Source organism: Treponema sp., assembly GCF_045641405.1.
Classification (GTDB): Bacteria; Spirochaetota; Spirochaetia; order Treponematales; family Treponemataceae; genus Treponema_D.
In genome coordinates, this window is record NZ_JAZUGX010000062.1 from 20,872 (window position 1) to 42,134 (window position 21,263).

Annotated in this window: 17 protein-coding genes; 6 read left to right on the forward strand and 11 right to left on the reverse strand. The window is 42.0% G+C overall.

The window, feature by feature from the left end; all coding sequences use genetic code 11:
* The first annotated feature begins 93 nt into the window (after positions 1-93).
* Entirely contained in the window at positions 94-2,091 is a 1,998-nt protein-coding gene (locus tag ACKI39_RS09430; protein WP_407399902.1) for an EAL domain-containing protein, read from the forward strand.
* Positions 2,088-3,017, forward strand: a complete 930-nt coding sequence (locus ACKI39_RS09435; RefSeq protein ID WP_407399904.1) for an O-methyltransferase — start codon at positions 2,088-2,090, stop codon at positions 3,015-3,017. The genes ACKI39_RS09430 and ACKI39_RS09435 overlap by 4 nt, the downstream gene beginning before the upstream one ends.
* Positions 3,018-3,091: 74 nt before the next feature.
* Here the strand turns inward: ACKI39_RS09435 and ACKI39_RS09440 are convergent, their stop codons facing one another.
* The 9 genes from ACKI39_RS09440 to ACKI39_RS09480 form a co-directional block, all read right to left on the reverse strand.
* Positions 3,092-4,405 (reverse strand): cyclic nucleotide-binding domain-containing protein, encoded by a 1,314-nt coding sequence (locus tag ACKI39_RS09440; RefSeq protein WP_407399906.1) that lies wholly within the window; start codon positions 4,403-4,405, stop codon positions 3,092-3,094.
* A 52-nt stretch (positions 4,406-4,457) separates the two neighbouring features.
* On the reverse strand, positions 4,458-5,078 hold the full coding sequence (locus ACKI39_RS09445; RefSeq protein WP_318689906.1) for a polysaccharide deacetylase family protein: 621 nt from the start codon (positions 5,076-5,078) through the stop codon (positions 4,458-4,460).
* On the reverse strand, positions 5,075-5,641 hold the full coding sequence (locus ACKI39_RS09450) for an indolepyruvate oxidoreductase subunit beta (RefSeq protein ID WP_407399908.1): 567 nt from the start codon (positions 5,639-5,641) through the stop codon (positions 5,075-5,077). Before ACKI39_RS09450 ends, ACKI39_RS09445 begins: the two co-directional genes overlap by 4 nt.
* The gene (iorA, locus tag ACKI39_RS09455; RefSeq protein WP_407399910.1) at positions 5,638-7,383 is read right to left on the reverse strand and encodes an indolepyruvate ferredoxin oxidoreductase subunit alpha; all 1,746 of its coding nucleotides are present in this window, start codon (positions 7,381-7,383) and stop codon (positions 5,638-5,640) included. Before iorA ends, ACKI39_RS09450 begins: the two co-directional genes overlap by 4 nt.
* On the reverse strand, positions 7,383-8,075 hold the full coding sequence (locus ACKI39_RS09460; protein WP_407399912.1) for an FAD-dependent thymidylate synthase: 693 nt from the start codon (positions 8,073-8,075) through the stop codon (positions 7,383-7,385). The genes iorA and ACKI39_RS09460 overlap by 1 nt, the downstream gene beginning before the upstream one ends.
* A gap of 91 nt (positions 8,076-8,166) precedes the next feature.
* On the reverse strand, positions 8,167-10,257 hold the full coding sequence (locus ACKI39_RS09465) for a methyl-accepting chemotaxis protein (protein ID WP_407399914.1): 2,091 nt from the start codon (positions 10,255-10,257) through the stop codon (positions 8,167-8,169).
* Between the two features lie 144 nt (positions 10,258-10,401).
* A complete protein-coding gene (locus ACKI39_RS09470; protein WP_407399916.1) occupies positions 10,402-11,952 on the reverse strand; it encodes a sodium:solute symporter family protein in 1,551 nt (516 codons plus the stop codon).
* A 2-nt stretch (positions 11,953-11,954) separates the two neighbouring features.
* Entirely contained in the window at positions 11,955-13,589 is a 1,635-nt protein-coding gene (locus ACKI39_RS09475) for a class I adenylate-forming enzyme family protein (protein WP_407399918.1), read from the reverse strand.
* Between the two features lie 142 nt (positions 13,590-13,731).
* Entirely contained in the window at positions 13,732-16,539 is a 2,808-nt protein-coding gene (locus ACKI39_RS09480) for a glycoside hydrolase family 3 protein (RefSeq protein WP_407399920.1), read from the reverse strand.
* Positions 16,540-16,757: 218 nt separating this feature from the next.
* Between ACKI39_RS09480 and ACKI39_RS09485 the strand changes: the two genes are divergently transcribed.
* Entirely contained in the window at positions 16,758-17,159 is a 402-nt protein-coding gene (locus ACKI39_RS09485; RefSeq protein WP_318689920.1) for a type II toxin-antitoxin system Phd/YefM family antitoxin, read from the forward strand.
* The gene (locus ACKI39_RS09490) at positions 17,156-17,539 is read left to right on the forward strand and encodes a PIN domain-containing protein (RefSeq protein ID WP_407399922.1); all 384 of its coding nucleotides are present in this window, start codon (positions 17,156-17,158) and stop codon (positions 17,537-17,539) included. The genes ACKI39_RS09485 and ACKI39_RS09490 overlap by 4 nt, the downstream gene beginning before the upstream one ends.
* Positions 17,540-17,658: 119 nt before the next feature.
* Here ACKI39_RS09490 and ndk read toward each other — a convergent pair whose 3' ends face one another.
* Complete coding sequence (gene ndk / locus ACKI39_RS09495; protein WP_318689922.1) at positions 17,659-18,105, reverse strand: nucleoside-diphosphate kinase; 447 nt, start codon at positions 18,103-18,105, stop codon at positions 17,659-17,661.
* A 522-nt stretch (positions 18,106-18,627) separates the two neighbouring features.
* A complete protein-coding gene (purB, locus tag ACKI39_RS09500; RefSeq protein WP_318689923.1) occupies positions 18,628-20,064 on the reverse strand; it encodes an adenylosuccinate lyase in 1,437 nt (478 codons plus the stop codon).
* Between the two features lie 118 nt (positions 20,065-20,182).
* On the opposite strand from purB, the gene ACKI39_RS09505 reads away from it, so the two are divergent.
* The gene (locus tag ACKI39_RS09505; protein ID WP_407399924.1) at positions 20,183-20,623 is read left to right on the forward strand and encodes an META domain-containing protein; all 441 of its coding nucleotides are present in this window, start codon (positions 20,183-20,185) and stop codon (positions 20,621-20,623) included.
* Positions 20,624-20,671: 48 nt separating this feature from the next.
* On the forward strand, positions 20,672-21,262 hold the full coding sequence (locus ACKI39_RS09510) for a xanthine phosphoribosyltransferase (protein WP_318689925.1): 591 nt from the start codon (positions 20,672-20,674) through the stop codon (positions 21,260-21,262).
* Position 21,263: the final 1 nt, after the last annotated feature.

The following is a 21,263-nucleotide window of genomic DNA, read 5'->3' on the forward strand; positions in this document are numbered from 1 at the left end:
TTTCCGATTTCGATTGATTTCCATCATTTAGGTGTTATAATTTAAAGGAAGGAATCTTAAAAAATTTTAAGATTCAGCCTAAATGATGGTGACATGAATAAAATACGCGACAATTTGCTATACATTGCAGATCGTTCTCTTAAAATCCTTGCCTTCAACGAAAACGCAAAGGTTGCATTTCCAGCATTGGAGATAGGCAAGGAATGTCCCGAAGCAACAGAAATTCTTACAAAAAATACAGAAAACCTTTCGGAGCAGGATTCCACCTCGTTGACGGTATTCAACATGAATCTTTCACGCTGGATAAATGTTTCCATTTCCACGATGGAATATCCTGAACACGGGGAATGCTACTTTTTTACAGGCAGCCTCTACAACAGCATGATTCGAGAACTTATGTCCCGTGCAAGGCTCATGGACACCTTCAACTTTGCCCTCGACATGAATCTGACCATCGACAGATATTCCCTCATCTCAGAAAAGAATTTCGGTCAGAAAATCCAGATTTCAGAAGAACCTCTTTCAAAGCTCATAAAAAGAACCTGTGCGACTATGGTTCATCCAGACGACCACAAAAAATTCATGGAACTTTTAAACCTGCAGAATATGTCGGAAAGACTCAAGACTGCAAACGAGCCGATAACAGCAACCATAAGGGAAAAAAGCGCCCGGGGTGCATGGGATGAAGTAACCATACGTCTGGTACCGGAAGAAGAAAGGCTTGACGGGCAGGAGCTGGTTTTTGCATTCTTCTCAATCAACTATGCACTCCCTGACGAACTTAACAAAACTGATTTTGAAAAGGATGATCTTACGGGGCTGCTGACAAAACAGAGCTTCCGAAAAGCTGCAGTGGAATTCTTCAAGGAACCACACGACAGTTTCTGTCTCATAGCCATGGACATAGAACATTTCCGTTTCTTCAACAAGTGGTATTCAAGATGGCAGGGAGACAGACTCATAAAAGGCATAGCCTATGTCCTACACGAGATGGACAGGCTCTTTGATACGGTCTCTGGTTATGGCGGAGGTGATGACTTCTTTATCCTTATGGACAAGCACGAATCTGTCCTCAAATACCTTACAGAAAATCTTTCAGCCCTTGTGTCTTCCTTTGACGGCATAGAAGGATTCCGCATGGTATTCGGCGGATATGAAATAAAGAATCCAGACGAAGAAATTCTTGATGCCATGGATTATGCAACGACCGCCTGCAGACGTGCACTTGAAAATCCAAAAATTGAAATCAACTGGTACGATGTTCAAATGGTAAAGGAACTGGAACACGACCTTCAGATCATCCCTGAAATCGAACGAGGTCTTGAAGAAGAAGAATTTACATTCTATCTTCAGCCTAAATGTTCAATCCTTGACAACAAGATAGTCGGCGCCGAGGCTTTGGTAAGATGGAACAACAAGCTGCGTGGTTTCATTTCTCCTGGGGAATTCATTCCTGCCCTTGAAAAGAACAGAAACATCATGAAGCTTGATGTCTACATCTGGGAACAAGTATGCAAATCAATCCGTAAGTGGATAGACAAAGGCCATTCACCAGTTCCAATTTCAGTAAATGTTTCCCGCATCGATATATTCTCACTTGATGTTCCGACAGTTTTCAGCAACCTCATCAACATCTACAACATCGACCCAAGGCTGATAGAAATTGAAATCACTGAAAGCGCTTTTGTTGACGACACAAGAATTCTAAAGACAGTCATCCAGCGGCTGAGGGAAAAAGGATTCACCATCCTCATCGACGATTTTGGCAGCGGATATTCTTCACTCAACATGCTGAAAGACGTTCAGGCAGACGTACTCAAGATGGACATGAAGTTCTTTGACCTGGACAATACAAACTATGACAAGGGCGTAAGCATCATCAAGAGTGTAGTAGACCTTTCACACAACATGAAGATTCCTGTAATCGCGGAAGGCGTAGAAACAGAAGAACAGATTGTCCTTTTAAAAGGCATGGGTCTTAACTATGTTCAGGGTTTCTATTATTATAAGCCTATCCCAATTAAAGAATATGAAAGTCTTCTGGCTGACAAAAACAACATCAGTCTGGAAGGCCTCAAGCTGAACCGATGAACGAAATTTCAGAAATCAAAGAATACGCAAAAAGAAATTCCATCCCGATCGTACTGGACAAGGGGGGAGAATTCATCTGCGACACAATAGTGAACCGCGGGTGTAAAAAAATCCTTGAGATAGGAAGCGCCATCGGATACAGCGCAATCAACTTTGCAAACCTTTCGCCTGATATTTATGTCCGCACAATTGAAATAGACATAGACCGCTACAGCCGCGCCGTAGACAACATAAAAAACTGCGGACTGCAGGACAGAATCAAAATAATAAACGAAGATGCCCTTGACGCAAAGATTGACGAAAAATTCGATTTGATTTTCATCGATGCGGCAAAGGCACAGTACGAAAAATTCTTTGAGAAGTTCAAGCACAACCTGAGTGAAAAGGGCGTAATAATTACGGATAATCTTTTCTTTCACGGAATGGTTGAGAACCCAAGTCTTACCCACAACTACAGCACCATCAAGCTGATCCGAAAAATAAGAAAGTTCGTCTCATTTCTCCAGTTGAATCCTGAATTCAACACAACCATTTACGACAAGGGCGACGGAGTTTCATTGAGCATGCTGAATCCAGATTTCATTCAGCCTGAATATAAAGCCGTAACTGAAGCAAGAAATGAAACCATCGCAAAAGAAATTGAATACGGCCATAAAATTTTTTCCATTTTTGAAAACGAAACTGAAACCGGCGTTTTTTCTTTTTACAGAAAGGAAGATTTCTTTGTCATCAACTTTATCGAGATTAGCGCAACGGAGAGAATTGAAATCACTGTGCGAAACATGCTCATGTTTGTCCGAAAGGATGCCATAGACAGCGGCATTCACCTGATAAAAATCAAGTTGCCGGAAGAATACAGATTCAACGGAATAAAAGAAGCAGGACTTACATATACGGAAGACGGAACCTATATCCACAAACTGTAATGTAAAATCCTATCCAATGTCATTACCAGTTTTGATCCGACAATCTATTTTTTCAAAAACTAATTGAATGCTTCCTAATCCAGGATATCAAGATTTTCAATTGCAGAAAGACGCTTCTGTAATTCAATTGAATTCTTTGTCTGACGCTGAAGCCTTAACGCAAGCATCTTGCTCAAGAAGATACCATAATGAGGATTTTTTCTGATGAGCGTAAGGAAAGCTGTCTTTGGAATCTTTATGAGGCGACAGTCCCCAACGGCAAGAACAGTTGCTGTACGTCGCTCATTCAAAAGGAATGCCATTTCTCCGATGAACATGTCGTTAGGTGTAAGAACAGCGGCAAGTTTTTTTCCAACATAAACTGCAAAACGTCCTGAAACGATGAAGTAAAGGTCGCTTGAAACTTCATTCTCACGGCAGATGATGTCCTTGTTTTTGTATTCAATAGTTGCAAAAGGCTCCATGATTCCAGGAATTGTATTTACCTGATTCCTGATTGTTGGAAGTTCAAAGGAAACCTGATTTCCCGCTTCATTATAGGAAACACGCTGAACCAGATCACGGCTGATGGAAATTCCACGGCCATGGAAATCTTCATTTGTTTCTGACTCAATGTATTTACGCCAGTCGAATCCCTTTCCGTCATCCTTGATGGTAAACATGGACTTTGACTTGCCTATGGTGTAGCTGATATGAATTCTGCGGTCCTTGTATTTTGGATCCTGATTTCTAGCAGCAATAAGCTGAAGGATATCCTTTCCTGAGCTGAGCCACTTTGTCTTGTCTTCATAGGTGATGCCAAGGTTTCCATGCTCAAGGGCATTGGTTAGGAATTCCATCAATGTCATCTGAAGCTTGTATCTGTCATCTGCAGAAATTCTGTTTGTGTTGTAAAGATAGCTTACAAGAAAGTTCGTATAGAAACGGATATCCATAGGATCATTTGAACAGTTGAATGATCCATTTTCCATGCCTCCGATAATATCCTGCATACCGCGGTTAAACAGGAACTGCTGATTCTGCCAAAGGATTCTAAGGACACGGGTAAAGTGTGTCTTGAAATTCTGAACTGTAAGGATCGCAATCATGTTGTTGTCTTTAAGCTCTTCAAGCGCTTCTACCTGACGGGCACCAGAGCAGACGGCAATGATTCCACCGTAATGAAGCCATGCATCACTTTTGATCGCATCAAGAATTTCCTCGCAGCGAATTTCCTTCGATGTATAGTCTAGAACCTTGATCTCTGGAATTTCGTAATTGATATAGCTTATGACAGGCTCTGTCGCACCAAAAACTTCAGCAGAGAAATATGCCGCATAAGTCTTGCAAGCCTTTCTGACTGTCTCAATAACAATTGGATTGGTTGATGCAGTAAGAATCTTTTTCATGAGTGTGGCTCCACATTTTTTATAGTTCTAGCAATAATTTTACAATATGGATTTAGATTTTGCAAACATTCTTCCATTGATGTCCATGTCTGTCTGGATTTACTCCAAGTTTTCGGAAGATTTCAGGTGCAGAAACAAATTCAAACTCTCGCTCCTTTAGAACAGGAATCAATCGATCGATGCATTCTACGGTCGCCTCATTGCCTTCAAAATCATGAAGAAGAAGAATTGAACCGTTGCTGATTGTAGAAAGAATTCTTTCATAACGGGTATCTGCATCAATTTCAGAAAGCCAATCTTCACACCCTTCCCCTTCAATAAAAGGAACAGGTATTGAACCAAAAACCTTTTCATCGGCATCAATATATGGCGCACGGAAAAATTCAGGACGGCGACCCGTAACTTTTTCTATCAAATCCGAAGTCATGTCGAATTCATTTTTTATCTGGAATTCAGAAAGCTCTGTCATGTGGCTATGACTGAAGGAATGGTTTTCTATGGTACAGCCTATACCCTGCGCCCTGAGCATAACTTTTTCAGTTTCTTCGTTTATGTTTTTACCACACACAAAAAAGGAACCTGCAACCCCATGTTTTTCCAGCACTTCAATCATGCGGATACTGGTAGTAAGATTTGGACCGTCGTCAAAAGTCAGGGAACAATAGCTTTTCATACATTCCTTCCGTTTTCAAAAGCCTTGTGGTTAAGCTCTCGGAATTTTTCTGGAACAACTTCATCAATGGCGGCATTCCATTTATCTTCTGAAATTTCATCAAAATATTTTGAAAGGCATCCTAGCAAAGCAATGTTTACAGCTTTTGAACTTCCGGCTTTTTCTGCAGCAGAAAGAAAATCTTCCGCAATAACCTTTGCACCGGCAGCCCTCATTTTTTCAACAAGTCCTTCAGGATATTCTGCAGCACCTGTGATTACAGGCATTGGATTAAGGCGCTGAGTATTTGTAATGATGAGTCCATCTTTCTTGAGGAATTCAAACCAGCGGGCAGCTTCCAACTGTTCAAAAGAAAGGATGATATCTGCTTCCCCTTTGTCGATTACAGGTGAATATATTTTCTTTCCAAAGCGAACATAAGTAACAACGCTTCCACCACGCTGGCTCATTCCGTGAACTTCAGAAACCTTTACATCATGACCTTCATTAAGAAGAACATGTCCGAGGAGTTTTGAAGCAAGAAGAGTTCCCTGTCCGCCAACACCAACTATCATGATATTCATTCTGCTCCTCCTGTAATTGCATCAAAGGAACACAGCTGCTTGCAAACATTACATCCAACACACAAGGTTGGATCTATACTTGCTTTCTTTGTTTCCTTATTAAAGGCGATTGCTGGACAACCGATTTTCATGCAGCTTTTGCATCCCTTGCATTTTTCATTTTCTATCCTGAGAGGAGGATTATGCTTGATTCCTTTGATCATAACACATGGACGACGACTGATGATTACGCTTGGTTCCTCAGCGGCAAGTTCTTCCTTCAGTGTCGATTCGACGGCAGCAAGATCATAAGGGTCGACAACCTTAACACGATTCACACCCAGAGCACGGCAAAGGGCTTCAAGATCAACTTTATTGGCAGGATCTCCGTAAAGATTTTTTCCAGTAGTAGGATTCTGCTGATGACCCGTCATGCCAGTTATGGAATTATCAAGGATAATAACTGTAGAATTGGTTCCATTGTATGCAATCGTAGAAAGGCCTGTCATACCCGAATGCATGAAAGTACTGTCTCCGATGACTGCAACGGAATTCGTTTCGCCGTCTTTTCCCATAGCCTTATTGAAACCGTGGAGTCCAGAACAGCTTGCACCCATGCAGACATTCAAATCCATTGCATTGAGGGGAGCGACTGCACCGAGAGTATAGCAACCGATGTCACCGTAAACATTGCACTTGTTCTTTTTAAGAGTATAGAAAATTCCGCGGTGAGGACATCCTGCGCACATGACAGGTGGACGTGCAGGAATTTCAATTTCTTCAGAAAGAGAGAAAATTTCTGGAACAGATTTTCCCATCACCTTGCGTACAAGATTCTGACTGAACTCACCGCAGATAGGGAACTTGTCCTTACCGTAGCACTTGATGCCAAGAGACTTAACATAGGTCTCGATGATAGGATCAAGTTCTTCCATGACATAAAGTTCATCAACTTTTGAAGCAAAGTCATGGATCATTTTTTCAGGAAGAGGATAAACCATTCCGATTTTCAGGATTGAAACTTCATCGCCAAAAACTTCCTTTGCATACTGATAGCTTGTGCTATCTGCAATGATTCCGATTTTTGTTCCGCCCATTTCAATGCGGTTGATTCCAGATGTACATGCCCATTCAGCAAGATCAAGAGTGCGCTGTTCAACACGGTCATGGGCAAGCTTTACGGCCTTTGTCATCATGACCTTCATCTGGTCCTTAACATAAGGCACCTGAGGAACTTCCTTGCGTTCTCCAGTTTCAACAACACTCTGGCTATGGGCAACTCGCGTGCATGTCCTGATGAAAACAGGCGTATTGAACCTGTCAGAAATTTCATAAGCTGTTTTTACGAAATCAAGGCATTCCTGACTGTCGCTTGGTTCAAGCATTGGAATCTTCGAAGCAATTGCATAGTGGCGACTATCCTGTTCATTCTGTGATGAATGAAAGGCTGGATCATCGGCAACAACAATTACAAGACCTGCATTGAGTCCCTGGTACGAAATCGTAAAGATTGGATCTGCTGCAACATTAAGACCAACATGCTTCATGGCACTTGCAGCTCGAACACCACCAAGGCTTGCACCGTGGGCAGATTCAACGGCAACCTTTTCATTCGGAGCCCATTCACAATATATTTCCTTGTACTTTGCAGCTTCTTCCGTTATCTCTGTACTTGGAGTTCCAGGATAGCTAGAGAACACCTTGCAGCCAGCTTCGTAAAATCCACGGGCCAAAGCTGCATTTCCCAACATAAGTTTTTTCATTATTTTTCCTCTAGTTTTGGTTTGCGACCACAGGATTTCTTTTCCTTGCAGAATCCTGTTACCTCACATTTTGGTTTCATAAGGTTGTCCACTATCCATTTCCATTCTTCAGAATATTCGGAAAGGGCATCGCAGATATCTTTCATCAATTTTCTGTATTCCCAGTAGGCTCTTGTGCAAAGACGCTGATGGGACATTTCAACAAGATTCCTCATGTTGCGCTTGTCCACGATTTTTGTCTTCATTCCAAGTGGATAGAACATGGCGATGTCTTCTTTTGGAACTCCTGCTTTTTCCATTGTCGAAAGAAGTGTCATGAAGGATTTTTCAAAATCAGAAAGAGCAGTTTTTGCATCTTCATTTGCCTTTGCTTTTTCCACACTAGGAGGAATCACAAAGTTGTCGGCGAAATTTTCACCTTCCCACTTAACGTATCTTGTGGATGACTGAAGACGTGTAGGTCCTCCAGCTATATGTGTATACCATTCACGGATGCAGCGTGCGGAATAACCGTCAATTACCATTTCCACATCAGGATATTCAAAGGTTCTACCGTGTTCGCAAAGAATGCAGTCCATTCCACGCTTGTAATTTTTTTCAGGATCTGTAGTGTCTCCATTCCAGCAGACACCTGCCATGAGACCGATTTTTGTAATAGGGTTCTTAGTTGTTTCAGGTAAGATAGTAATCATAGTTTTTCATTATATCAGAGAAAGCACAATTTATCAAAAAACAAAAAACGCGCCTGGTCAGGCGCGTCATTTTACAGATTAAAGAAATTCATCAAACAATGAACTGGTCAATTTCTGCACCAATTCTTTCGATGGAATCCTTCATGTTTGCTGAGATGTCAGAAAGAACAACACCTGTCTCGTTGATCTTTCTTGCACCTTCAGACATTTCTTCCATGCTGAGTTTCATAACCTCAGTAGCATCCTGAAGATTTTTTACCTCAGAAAGAATCTGCTTATTTCCCTCAGACATTTCACGGGAAGCATTCTTAACCTCAACAGTACTGTCATTCATGCTGTGGAGAGCTTCGTTAATCTGCTGAGATCCCTGTGTCTGTTCATCCATCGCAGCCTTGATCTGGCGGACAAGTTCATCAGTCTCGTTGATTTTTGAGGCAACATTCTGGAATGCAGAACTGGACATGCTTGATGCCGTTACAACACCATCAATTGAATCCCTGATGTTATTCAACTCTTCACCGATTGTTTTTGACTGTGCAGAAGCAGTTTCCGAAAGCTTACGGATTTCATCGGCAACAACCGAGAATCCTTTTCCTGCTTCACCAGCATGGGCAGCCTCAATGGCAGCGTTCATGGCGAGAAGGTTTGTCTGGGCGGCAATTGCAGAAATAGCGATGTTTGCAGCCTGAAGTGTTTCGCTCTGGACTTTGATTCTTTCAATCTTTTCATTCACATCAAGCTGAATCTGAGCACCAGAATTTGCACTAGAAGAAAGAGTCTCAAAAGAAGATGCCATCTTATCAACAGATTCATTTACTGAACGAATGTTTCCAATCATCTGTTCAACTGCTGCAGAAGCCTGACTGATTCCTTCACTCTGGTTTTCAATCATCTTTTCAAGGGACTCAATATTCGATGCAATTTCATTAACTGCACCTGCTGTCTCTGTAACACTGTTTCCCTGGTTGTTGATCTGACTGTGGACAGACTCAATATTCTCAATGATTTCATTTATGGAAGCACTTGTGTTTTCAGAACTTGAAATAAGATTGTCACCGGCCGATGAAAGTTCCATTTTAGAAGTCTTAAGCTGAGTAATGATGGTCTGGAGTTTTTCTACAAAGGTATTGAATCCATCAACAACTTCTCCGACTTCATCATTTGAAGACTGCTGAATACGGCTTGTAAGGTCTGCATGTCCTGTAGAAATCTGGGCAATGGAATTCTTGACATAGAACAATGGCTTGATAAGGCCAGAGATACAGATGATTCCAACGACAGCACCCAAAACAATTGCTGCTATAAGTATGATTGTAATTGTTTTGTTCAGATGGGTAAGAGAGCCATAATAGAAATCATATGGAGCGGCACAGAAAACAAACCAATCACTGTCTGCTATAGGCTGATAGCTTGCAAGCATCTTCTGATGATTTGCAGGATCTATAAAGGTTTCGATTGCAACATTACCTGACATGGCATTTTTAAATATTCTTGCCAAGTCGGAATTTGGATCAAGGTCATCAACGGAATTTCCTTTTGCTGTATCCTTGTTTGCATTGCCGACAGTTTCACCTGTCTTCATGTTGATGATTCCAGGGTGCATTCCACCACCAACATCCATGCTTTCAATGATTTCAGAAATGAAGTTACCATCCCTTACACAGCAAAGGGCACCGACAATATTTCCGTTCTTATAAACAGGAACACAATAGCACATGATCAGCTGTCCTGTGATGGTATTTACAAAAGGATCACGGATGTACTCTTTTCCGCTCAGAGGAGCTTTAATGTAACTTCTGTCTCCAAAATAAACAGGAACACCAGGCTTTTCAGGAATATAAGAATAACCATCCTTATCGTAAAAAGCGATGTTTACATATCTTCCATTGCTTTCCTTTACGATTGGAAGAAGGAGATTGCATTTTTCTTCTGTAGTATATTCATCACCTGTAATCACAGAAAGCTTTGCAAGATTTCGGGCAAACCTCATTTCTTCAGCATTACGGATACTTATGTCCAAAGCAACTTTTTCGGTCATTGAAGAAACACCTTTAGATACGGCATCTTCAAGAGCCATATCGGCAATATTGTGCACAACAATTCCCTGAATGACACAGCAGGCAACGATGAGACCTACAATTACAGTAAGCAATTTAATCTTTAAAGAAATCTTTCTTTTCATGATTTAAACCTCATCTACATTATAATTTAAGGATTCCCAGAATTCAATTTTGAAATCCTTTTGTAAGTAAAAAAAAAGGTCCTTTAGCGCAAACAAAATCACACAAAGGACCATTTTCATATTTTTGGAGAATTTCAACCGATTTTAGCCTTCAAGAGAAGTTTTCTGGGTTACAGGAACCTTTCTCTCATAGCAGGCAAAGGTTTCCTCTACAAGTGTAGAGTCAGGTTTCTTTGTGATGAAGCTTACGATCGGAACGATTACAAGCCCCGCAAACATGGCGATGGCACCGCTGTTGATAGGTGATTTCATGATTGCAGGGAAGTATGGTCGAAGGAACATATTAAGAATCATGAGCACCGAACCGAATGTAAAGCTTACATAGCAGGAAGCCTTGGTAACCTTCTTCCAATAGAGGGAATACATGAACGGTGCAAGGAAAGCACCTGCAAGGGCACCCCAAGAAACACCCATGAGCTGAGCGATGAATGTAACGTTTGACTTGTACTGAACAAGGGCGATGGCTGCCGAGATTGCTATAAACACCACGATGAGGGAACGGATCATGAGAACCTGCTTTTTTTCCGACATGTTCTTGATGAAGTTGTCCTTAAGGAAGTCGATTGTCAAAGTAGAGCTTGATGCAATTACAAGTGAAGACAAAGTAGACATTGAAGCTGAAAGAACAAGAATCACAACAAGAGCGATGAGTACTGGACTCAAGGTTGAAAGCATGGCAGGAATGATTGCATCGAATCCACCTGCAGGAACACCGTTAGGACCTACATTGAGAATGTCAGAGAAAAGACGACCGAATCCACCGAGGAAGTAGCATCCGCCTGCAACAACGAAAGCAAAGAGAGTGCTGATGATAGTTCCCTTCTTGATTGATTCTTCATTCTTGATTGCGTAGAACTTCTGAACCATCTGTGGAAGTCCCCATGTTCCAAGTGAAGTAAGGATTACAACAAAGAAAAGGTTAAGAGGATCTGGACCAAAGAAGCTTGCGAAGATTCCAGGTGTTGTTGCAACCTTTGCATCCTCGATGCGGGCAAGACCATCAAGGGCAGCCATGAATCCACCCTTTGACATGAGGACCGCTGCAATGATTACGCTGATGCCTACAAGCATGATGATGCCCTGAATGAAGTCATTGATTGCTGTAGCCATGTAACCGCCAGCAATGACATAGATGGCAGTAAGGACAGCCATAAGGATGATGCAGACTGAATAGTCGATGTTGAATGCCATTCCAAAGAGGCGCGAAAGTCCGTTGTACAAGGATGCTGTGTATGGAATGAGGAAAATGAAGATAATCACGGAAGCATAGATCTTGAGGGCAGTTGAATCAAAACGGCGGCCAAAGAACTGCGGCATTGTTGCACTGTCCAGATGCTGGGTCATGATTCTAGTTCTTCTTCCAAGGACAACCCAAGCCAAAAGGGAACCGATTATTGCGTTTCCGATTCCAGCCCATGTGGCAGAAAGACCGTATCTCCAGCCAAATTGACCTGCATAGCCAACGAAAACAACGGCACTGAAATATGAAGTTCCGTAAGCAAAAGCTGTAAGCCATGGACCAACGGATCGGCCCCCAAGAACAAATCCGTTTACATCTGTTGAATGCTTGCGGCAGTAAAGACCGATGGCAACAAGCACTGCAAAGTAAACAACCAGAATGAACAACTTAACCATAATTAACCTCTGTTTTCCTGTTCAACTAATTTATCTGCACCGTACATTTTACGGAGCTTAGGTTTTTCAATTTTACCTGTGGCATTGCGAGGAATTTCTGCAAAGATAAATTCCTTAGGCCTCTTGTAGCGTGGCATGCCTTCACAGAATTCAGTGATCTCTTCAAGGGACAATGACATGCCATCCTTTACTTCAACGATTGCAACTGCCTTTTCTCCAAGGCGGCGGTCTGCAAGACCGATAACAGCAACATCCTTTACCTTGTCATTTTTTCTGATGAAGTCTTCGATTTGAACTGGATAGAGGTTTTCACCACCAGAAACAATTACATCCTTCTTGCGGTCAACAAGGAAGTAGAAGCCGTCCTCGTCCTGCATTGCCATGTCACCTGTATAAAGCCATCCGTCTTTAAGGCATTCTTTTGTTGCTTCTTCATTTCGGTAATAGCAGGTCATTACTCCAGGGCCTTTTACGCAAAGTTCACCCACATCTCCCTGCTTAACAACATTGTCGTGCTCATCAACAATCTTGCATTCCCACCTGTAGCCAGGAACACCGATGGCACCAACCTTGTGTATGTTTTCCATGCCAAGATGAACGCAACCCGGTCCTGTAGATTCTGAAAGACCATAGTTTGTGTCGTACTGATGATGTGGAAAATAATCCTTCCATCTTTTTATAAGAGAAGGAGGAACTGGCTGAGCACCGATATGCATCAATCGCCACTGGTCAAGTTCATAATCTTTCTTTTTGATTGAACCGTTATCAAGGCTGTCCAGAATGTCCTGAGCCCAAGGTACAAGAAGCCAGACAATAGTACATTTTTCCTTTGAAATTGCATCGAGAATGATTTCAGGTTTAGTTCCCTTGAGGAGAACGGCCTTTGATCCTGCAACAAGGGATCCCATCCAATGGAATTTTGCACCTGTATGGTATAAAGGAGGAATGCAGAGGAACACGTCGTTGCGTCCTGTCTCGTGATGCTTCTGCTCCATTTCCGCAGCCTGAATCAAAGACAAATGCTTGTGGAGGATAGCCTTTGGGAATCCTGTAGTTCCGCTTGAAAAATAAATGGCACCGTCATCTTCTTCCGTCAGCTTGATTTCAGGTGCCTTGCTAGAACAGTCGGCTACAAGCTCACGGTAACTTTCGGCAAAACTTGGACATCCGTCACCGTAATAAATCAAAAGTCTTCCCTTGCGCAGTTTTTCCACATTCTGCTCGATGCGCCCGATGAAAGACGAACTGAATACAATGGCATCGACTTCAGCGAGTTCTGCACAGTAAAGGATTTCATCTGCGTCATATCTGAAATTAAACGGCACGGCGATGGCACCGGTCTTAAGGATTCCAAAATAGATTGGAAGCCATTCGAGGCAGTTGTACATGATGATGGCAATCTTGTCGCCTTTTTTTATTCCGCGGGAAAGGAGCATGTTGGCAAAACGGTTTGCTTTTTCATCAAATACGCTCCAGGTGATTTCACGGCGATATGGATCAGTCTTATCGCTTTCTATCAAATCAAATTCTTTCCAGGTAACACGGCGGTTATCTTTTTCTTCGGGATTAAGTTCCACCAGGGCAACTTCATCGCCATATAGTCTTGCATTGCGTTCAAGAAGTTCTGTAACAATCATTTTTGCATTCCTTAATTCATCCATGAAAGATATATTTCAATCATTAAAATTATAAATGACAAATACGGAATTGACAAATTAAAAAGCCACTGCAAGAATCCTCATCCTTGCAATGGCTTAAAATCTCATCAGCTTATGATGTTTAGTGCTGAACCTTCTTCTTGCGACCGAAGCGTGGATGCTCAACTGGAGCTTCTCCATACTCGCGGAAATATCTCATTCCTGTAGAAGTTGAGATTGTTCTTGAAAAGCCAACATAATCAATAACAATACCTGGCTTTGTGTGGACAAGCTCAACCTCGTACACGCCCTTTGTAAGCTTAAGAAGACCCATGATGGCGCCTTCTGTTCTTCCTTCCGTCGTACGGCAATTGAGGGAAACTGCATTCTCACCGTCAATATTCAGGTTGCAAACGGACTGTGAAACAGTTCCATCCGAATCCTTCTTGAACATTGCAAGGAAATTGTACACATCATCTTCAAGAACTTCTATGTAGGCCTTTGTAGTTCCATCCTTCATGAACTTGATGTCCTCACCATAGGCAAGCTGACCTGCAGGCTGCTTTTCATGTTTTGCAACAAATCCTGGAACATCATTTAGCCCACGCAAAGGTCTTTCCGAAACCTTGGCATTTATCATAAAGGCCACCACATCGCGGGCACAACGCTGAAGTTCGCTGCGCTTGAGTTTTCCAGACTTAAGGGCTTCCCTAAGATCGTCGCCGTTTCCATCCTTTTCCGCCTTATCATTCTGACAGATCATGTAGACATCGTTTCTGGAACGTATCATCTGAGAAACCTGCTCAACATCACTGTCTCCACCTTCAACACAATCATTTACCGTTGCCCACCAATCAGTCATCACAAGACCTTCATATTTCCAGTCCTCGCGAAGGATTGTCTGGCAGAGTTCATAGTTGCTTGCAGCCTGAACACCATTGATGAGGTTATAGCTGGACATTATGGATTTTGCACCGCCCTTCTTTACAGCCATCTCAAAAGGAGCAAGATAGATTTCCCTCAAGGCACGCTCAGAAACAATGGCGTTGTTCATGCGTCTACCGTTCTCTCGGTTATTGCAGGCATAATGCTTGATCGTTGGCCAGACACCGCGACTCTGGATTCCTTCAAGGATAGCACAGGTCATGGCACCAGTAAGCAATGGATCTTCCGAGAAGTATTCAAAGTTGCGTCCGTTCAACGGATTGCGCTGAATGTTGATTCCAGGTCCAAGACAAGTATCAATTTTATTCTCATTAAGTTCATCTCCTTCGAATTCCATAAGTTCCTTTACGATGTCAAGGTTCCATGTGGAAGCAAGAAGGGTTCCGATTGGCATAAGGTTCGCCTCAGTTCCTGTATCCATACGGATTCCGCTAGGACCATCTGCACAGCCTGCAACAGGAATTCCAAACTGGTAAAGGTCTTCACTCAAGCCTCCCATTGCACTTGCAAGACCTGGAGTAGTCTTACGGCTCATCATACCTTCACCACGACAAAGCGTCATGAGCATCGTGTCGTCAAGCTGTCCGATGAAAGCGTCCAGTTTTGAAGGATCCTTCTTTACATCAAGAAATTTGATTCCCTTGTCTCCAGTGTATGGAATTTCTTCAGGAATGGATTCCTCCACACGCTTACGAAGATCATATTTTCTCACTGGAGTTCTTTCCATCTTAACGGAACCATTGCCATCGTTTGTCATGCGTTCAAATTCAACTACAGGGGCTGCGGCAGAAGTAAGCTGTTCCACAACTGAAGTTTCAGCAAGCTCAATGCAGTCGCTGTCCTCAAACTGAACAAGGGATGCGCTTAAGGAATCAGTTCCGCCATAGACATAATATTTACCTTCTTCAAGCACCTTGCAGAAAGCATTTCCTGTTGCACCGTTGTCATCATAGGATGCATGATTTTCAATGTTGAACGAAAGTTCCACAAGCTCTTCCTGTCCTGACTGTAAAACTCCTGTCTTGATGAAAGCTGCAAGTTCACGGTCTGCCTTACCAAGTTTTCCCTGAGGACAAGAAACATAAAGCTGAACGACTTCCTTACCAGCAACACTTCCAGTGTTTCTTACAAGAGCCTTGACCGAAATTTCCTTTCCGTTGAATTTTGCCTTTGAGAATTCAACGCTGAAAGTTGTATAGCTCAGACCATAACCGAAAGGATAAAGGATCTTTTCCTTTGCAAAGGTATTGAAATATCTGTAGCCGACATAAATGTCTTCAAGATAGATGCTGTCCAATCCTGTATTGAATCCTGCAGTTGAAGGATAGTCTTCGATTTTTTTTGCGACAGTAATCGAAAGCTTTCCGCTTGGATTTGATTTTCCAAGCAGAACATAGGCTGCAGCCCTTCCACATTCCTGTCCTGCCTGCCATGCATAGACAACAGAAGTAATGTGTCCCTTAAGATCCTCATTGTCGAGCCAGCTGTTGTCAACGATTCCACAGGTATTGAAGACAACACATACTTTTTCAAATGCTGAACAGATGTTGCGAATGTTGTCGTACTCGTCATCAGTAAGAGACCATGACCCCTTCTCATTAACAAGGTCCTTGTCCTCGCCTGCATTTCGTGTTATTACGATGACTGCCTTTGAACATCTGGAAGCAGCCTTTGACGCAAGCTCTGCCGATACTGGCATTTCTTTCTGATTCCAAGGTTCAGCAGCCCAAGCTCCACCGCCGTTGTCAAAAGGATTTTCCTTTACAAAAGCCTTGTACATTGCAACAAGTTCTTCATCAGCATTTGGAAGGTAGTCTATCAGGTTTGTAGAGTACGGTGCATGAACGGATCCGCCAGAACCAAGACCGCATTTTATGAAATTTATCTGGCCGCGTCCAAAAACGGCAACTTTTTCGCCTGCCTTCAAAGGCAAAGTATCATTTTCATTTTTCAAGAGGACAATGCCTTCCTGGGCAGCCTCAAGAATTTTATCTGCAAATGTCATTATGACCTCCACTAATCAAACGCTATATTTTATACAATATTGAAGAAAAAAGATAAATAAAGAGAAAATATAAAAGACCTTACCTTATCACCCAGAAAGCAGATAATCCATCACTGAATACACTTACTTTTAAACTGATAAAAACATTGATAAATACATAGACATATATTATATTAATTTCTAGATATAAATACACAGAAACATATCAGGAGGTTCCCATGCTTGCAGCCCAAAGAAACGCAAACAATGTATTGGCTTTCGTCAGTGCCATCATCTCTATCACCCGATTCAATAAAGGTGAAGCTGGCAAGATAATTGATGAAGTAAAAAAAGGCGGGCCTCACATTATCGTAAAGAACAATGTTCCGGAATGCGTAATCATTTCTCTAGAGGATTACAAATCACTCAATGAAGCGGCAAATCATACGGCAAAACTGGACACATCAAAAGAGGCCGAAGAAAAGCGCAAGGCATTCATCAAAAAAATCCGTGCCAATGTTCAGCCTCCACTCCCTCCAACCATGAGCGTTGAAGAACGCAAAGCTTTTCTAGAAAACTGCGGTCCAATAGATGTTGATGAAGAAGCTGTTGCCGAATTGAGGAGAATAAGCACATTATGATTCTTTGCGATACAAATATTTTTATTGATTATTTTCGTGGAACCAATTCAAGCTTAAATAAGAAATTTGATTCCATAGAGGTTGGAATTTGTGGAATTGTCAAATCAGAACTTTTACATGGCGCAAGAAGCGATGATGAAGCAGACAATATGATAAAATCATTCCCATCGTTCAATTTGATTACAATCGACGAATACGACTGGGAATTTTCAGGGCTCATGCTACAGACAATCCGTTCGCAGGGATTCAGCATTCCAGTAACAGATGCACTCATTGCATACCTTGGAATGAAATACGATATTCCCGTATGGACAAAAGACCACCATTTCAAGATCATCCAGTCAATCTATCCTGAACTCAGACTATACGAATCGGAATGAATGAACCCCGATGCAAGCATCGGGGTATGTACCTCATCGGCCCGAATCAACCGCAGCTTAAGCCCTTATCAGAACAGCTTTGGTCTACGGTTGATTTAGAAAACTAGTGCAGCAAAGTATTAAAGATATGCTGCTGTCTTGTCTTCCCAGTCGATGATTTCTTCAGGCTTGAAGAAGATGTTGATTTCGCGTTCTGCACTTTCATCGCTGTCTGATGCGTGAATGATGTTGCAGTTTGTGTGAAGGCCAAAATCTCCGCGGATTGTTCCTGGAGCTGATTCTGTCACCTTTGTTGCACCAACAAGCTTGCGAACGAGAGTAACACATTCGTCACCCTGCCATACCATTGCAACAACAGGTGCGCTTGTGATATAGCCTACAAGTTCACCAAAGAAAGGCTTGTCCTTGTGCTCTGCATAGTGCTTTTCTGCAACTTCTTTTGTAATCTGAATCATCTTAAGGCCAACAAGCTTGAGGCCTTTTCTTTCAAGGCGAGTAATAACTTCGCCAACTATCCTGCGGTTAAGAACCCCAGGCTTAAGCATTGTATAACATCTGTTTCCCATAGGTGAAAATATATCAGAATGAATTATAAAATTCAATTTGGGAATTTGTTGCTTAATAAATGCCATTAAATATATGAAACTTGCTCTCGCACGGAACCGTGACAACCTGCTCCGGTGCGCCCTTCGGTCGCAAGTCGCATTTGTCTCGAACCCGTGCTACGCAGGTTTCATGCTGTTTTGCTTGCATCTGTTAATCAACCTATCAAATTGCATTTTATGTTGCCGTTGGTTTTCACCTATGCTCGCTTTGAGGGACATAATAAAAACATAATTGATTTCTTTGTAATTCTGCTCTCGCACGGAACCGTGACAAACTGCACCAGTGCAACTTTCAGTTGCTAGTCGCATTTTGGCTCGAACCTCTGCTACGCAGGTTTCAGCTGCTTTGTTTTAGGCATGCCTTAATCAATGTTTTCAAATTGCATTTTTGCTGCTGTTGATTTTCACCTATGTTTTTTTTTTGGGGGGAGAATAAAAAAATCCCTGTTCCATTTTTCAGAAACAGGGACTCATATGTTCTAGTTAGTTGATCTTAGCTACAAACTGTTCAACGATCTTGCCGCTCAAACCAGTGTATGTAAGTGGAGTTGCAGCAAGGAGTCTTGCCTTAACTTCGTCGCTTACTTCAAGATTCTTTGCAAGGTTGTGGAAGTCTTCGATTGTAACTTTCTTACCACGTGTGATTTCCTTAAGGCGTTCGTAAGGCTTATCAACGTTGCTCATGCGGAGAAGGTTCTGATATGCTTCTGCAAGAACTTCAGGTGTTGTTTCCAAAGCTTCTGTAATCTTGTCTGCGTTGACTTCGATCTTTCCAAGACCCTTCTGGAGTGAAGCGTAACCGATCATTGAGTGTGCAAATGCGCATCCCATGTTGCGTTCTACAGTCGAGTCTGTAAGGTCGCGCTGGAGGCGGCTGATGCAAAGCTTGCGAACAAAGAATTCAAACATTGCATTTGCCATACCGAAGTTTCCTTCTGCATTTTCAAAGTCGATTGGGTTGACCTTGTGTGGCATTGCACTTGAGCCGATTTCACCTGCAACTGCACGCTGCTTGATCCATCCGTCGGAAATGTAGCGCCATGTGTCCATAGCAAAGTCTGTAAGGATGTTGTTGATTCTCTTTACGCCGTCAAACACGCGAAGGTAAGAATCGTGTGGTTCAATCTGAGCTGTAATTGGGTTAAAGCGAACCTTAAGTGGTTTTGTGTGCATGTATTCATTTTCAAGCGGAGTGATTTCTGCGTTGAAAGAATTGATGAGCTCGTGGCTGAAATTGATCCAGTCGAATTCAGGGAATACGAAATTGTGTGCATTGAATCCGCCAGTTGCACCATTGAGCTTAAGAAGAATGTCGATATTGCCAAGCTGTGCAAGTTCTTCCTTCATTCTGTTTACGAATACGAGAACTTCCTTTCCGAAAGTTGTAGGAGTTGCAGGCTGACCGTGTGTGCGTGCAAGCATTGAAAGGTCTTTATGCTGAACTGCAAGATTATAAAGCTTTCCATAGATCGAAAGAATTTCTGGAACAACTACATTGTTCACTGCGTCGCGGATCATAAGTCCGTAAGAAATATTGTTGATATCTTCTGAAGTCAAGGCAAAGTGAACGTATTCAAGAATTTCGTCCATCTTCATTTCCTTGATCTTGCGCTTGATGAAATATTCAATTGCCTTTACATCATGGTTTGTAGCAGGAGTTCCGTCATAACCAGTTGTTTCAAAAGCCTTGATGATTTTTGCATCTTCTTCTGTGATTTCGATGATAGAACGAAGCTTAGCAGCATCAACAGAAATCTTTACGCGTTCCTTGAGCATTGGAGTTTCAAGAAGCTTTATAAGATAATTGATTTCAGTGTAAATGCGATATCTCATGAGAGCCATTTCGCTGAAATAACCCTGAAGACACTTTGTCTTTCCTTCATAGCGACCGTCAATTGGTGAAACGCTAGTCAATGCCATAGTAACCTCGTATTCAAAAAGTTTATTAGAAATAATTAAGCAGAATTATAGTGATTTTAAATGAAAATGTCACAGATTTTGCTATAATGATAACATCAACATTTGAAGGAGATATCATATGAAAAAGATTTTTTTGATCATCACAGCAGCGCTTTCATTCATCATCTTTGGGTGCAAATCCACAGAGGGAAAAACAAAAACTTCTGGAAAAGCAATTACACCTTCAGCACTCTGCGGCGAATGGAAGATTCAGTCTTTGACAGGTTTTAAGAATGCCGATCAGACAGACGCAACACTTTCCATAATTGCAAAAGACGAAGATGAATATTCACTCAACGGTTTTTCTGGGGTAAACAGTTTCTTTGCAACTCTTTCCGACACACCAAAAGCTTTCCCTATCGGAAACAATCTTGCTTCAACAAAGATGATGGGAGCACCAGAGGACATGGCATTTGAGGATGAACTCATCAAGATCATCGCCACCTCAGGTTCCTGGAAAATCGAAAACAGAAAGCTTGTCATCACAAACGGAAAAGCATCTGCAGTGTTTGTAAAATAACCATTTTTTATTGTTTATTCTTTTTTCCATAGAATGTATAATCTTTCTATGGAAAAGAAATTAAATTTTTTGGAACAGAGAATCCTTAAAGACGGAATTGTCAAGGAAGGAAATGTCCTCCGCGTTGACAGCTTCCTTAACCATCAGCTCGATGTAGAACTTCTCGAAGAAATTGGAAAAGAATTCTACAAGAGATTCAAGTCAGAAAAAATCACAAAGGTACTTACAGTCGAAGCTTCAGGAATTGCTATCGCTTGTTTCGTCGCTGCAAAATTCAAGGTACCAGTAGTATTCGCAAAAAAATCAAAATCTCTCAACCTTGGTGATGACGTCTATTCAGCAGAGGTTGAATCTTTTACACACAAAACAAAGAACACCGTTGTAGTCACAAAAAAATACATCAGCAAAAATGACCGTGTACTTGTCATCGACGACTTCCTTGCAAACGGTGCAGCACTTCAGGGACTTATTTCCATCCTGAACCAGGCAGGAGCAACTGTTGCAGGAATAGGTATCGCAATTGAAAAGGGATTCCAGCCTGGCGGTCAGTTCATCCGCAACCTGGGATATCATCTTGAATCCCTCGCCATCGTTGAATCAATGGAAGTTGAACCAAAGAAAATCAATTTCAGAAAATAAT

Excerpts from the sequence above, each read along its gene's own strand:
- ACKI39_RS09430 (WP_407399902.1), top strand. The coding sequence starts at position 94 with ATGAATAAAATACGCGACAATTTGCTATACATTGCAGATCGTTCTCTT.
- ACKI39_RS09435 (WP_407399904.1), top strand. The coding sequence starts at position 2,088 with ATGAACGAAATTTCAGAAATCAAAGAATACGCAAAAAGAAATTCCATC.
- ACKI39_RS09440 (WP_407399906.1), bottom strand. The coding sequence starts at position 4,405 with ATGAAAAAGATTCTTACTGCATCAACCAATCCAATTGTTATTGAGACA.
- ACKI39_RS09445 (WP_318689906.1), bottom strand. The coding sequence starts at position 5,078 with ATGAAAAGCTATTGTTCCCTGACTTTTGACGACGGTCCAAATCTTACT.
- ACKI39_RS09450 (WP_407399908.1), bottom strand. The coding sequence starts at position 5,641 with ATGAATATCATGATAGTTGGTGTTGGCGGACAGGGAACTCTTCTTGCT.
- iorA (WP_407399910.1), bottom strand. The coding sequence starts at position 7,383 with ATGAAAAAACTTATGTTGGGAAATGCAGCTTTGGCCCGTGGATTTTAC.
- ACKI39_RS09460 (WP_407399912.1), bottom strand. The coding sequence starts at position 8,075 with ATGATTACTATCTTACCTGAAACAACTAAGAACCCTATTACAAAAATC.
- ACKI39_RS09465 (WP_407399914.1), bottom strand. The coding sequence starts at position 10,257 with ATGAAAAGAAAGATTTCTTTAAAGATTAAATTGCTTACTGTAATTGTA.
- ACKI39_RS09470 (WP_407399916.1), bottom strand. The coding sequence starts at position 11,952 with ATGGTTAAGTTGTTCATTCTGGTTGTTTACTTTGCAGTGCTTGTTGCC.
- ACKI39_RS09475 (WP_407399918.1), bottom strand. The coding sequence starts at position 13,589 with ATGATTGTTACAGAACTTCTTGAACGCAATGCAAGACTATATGGCGAT.
- ACKI39_RS09480 (WP_407399920.1), bottom strand. The coding sequence starts at position 16,539 with ATGACATTTGCAGATAAAATTCTTGAGGCTGCCCAGGAAGGCATTGTC.
- ACKI39_RS09485 (WP_318689920.1), top strand. The coding sequence starts at position 16,758 with ATGCTTGCAGCCCAAAGAAACGCAAACAATGTATTGGCTTTCGTCAGT.
- ACKI39_RS09490 (WP_407399922.1), top strand. The coding sequence starts at position 17,156 with ATGATTCTTTGCGATACAAATATTTTTATTGATTATTTTCGTGGAACC.
- ndk (WP_318689922.1), bottom strand. The coding sequence starts at position 18,105 with ATGGGAAACAGATGTTATACAATGCTTAAGCCTGGGGTTCTTAACCGC.
- purB (WP_318689923.1), bottom strand. The coding sequence starts at position 20,064 with ATGGCATTGACTAGCGTTTCACCAATTGACGGTCGCTATGAAGGAAAG.
- ACKI39_RS09505 (WP_407399924.1), top strand. The coding sequence starts at position 20,183 with ATGAAAAAGATTTTTTTGATCATCACAGCAGCGCTTTCATTCATCATC.
- ACKI39_RS09510 (WP_318689925.1), top strand. The coding sequence starts at position 20,672 with ATGGAAAAGAAATTAAATTTTTTGGAACAGAGAATCCTTAAAGACGGA.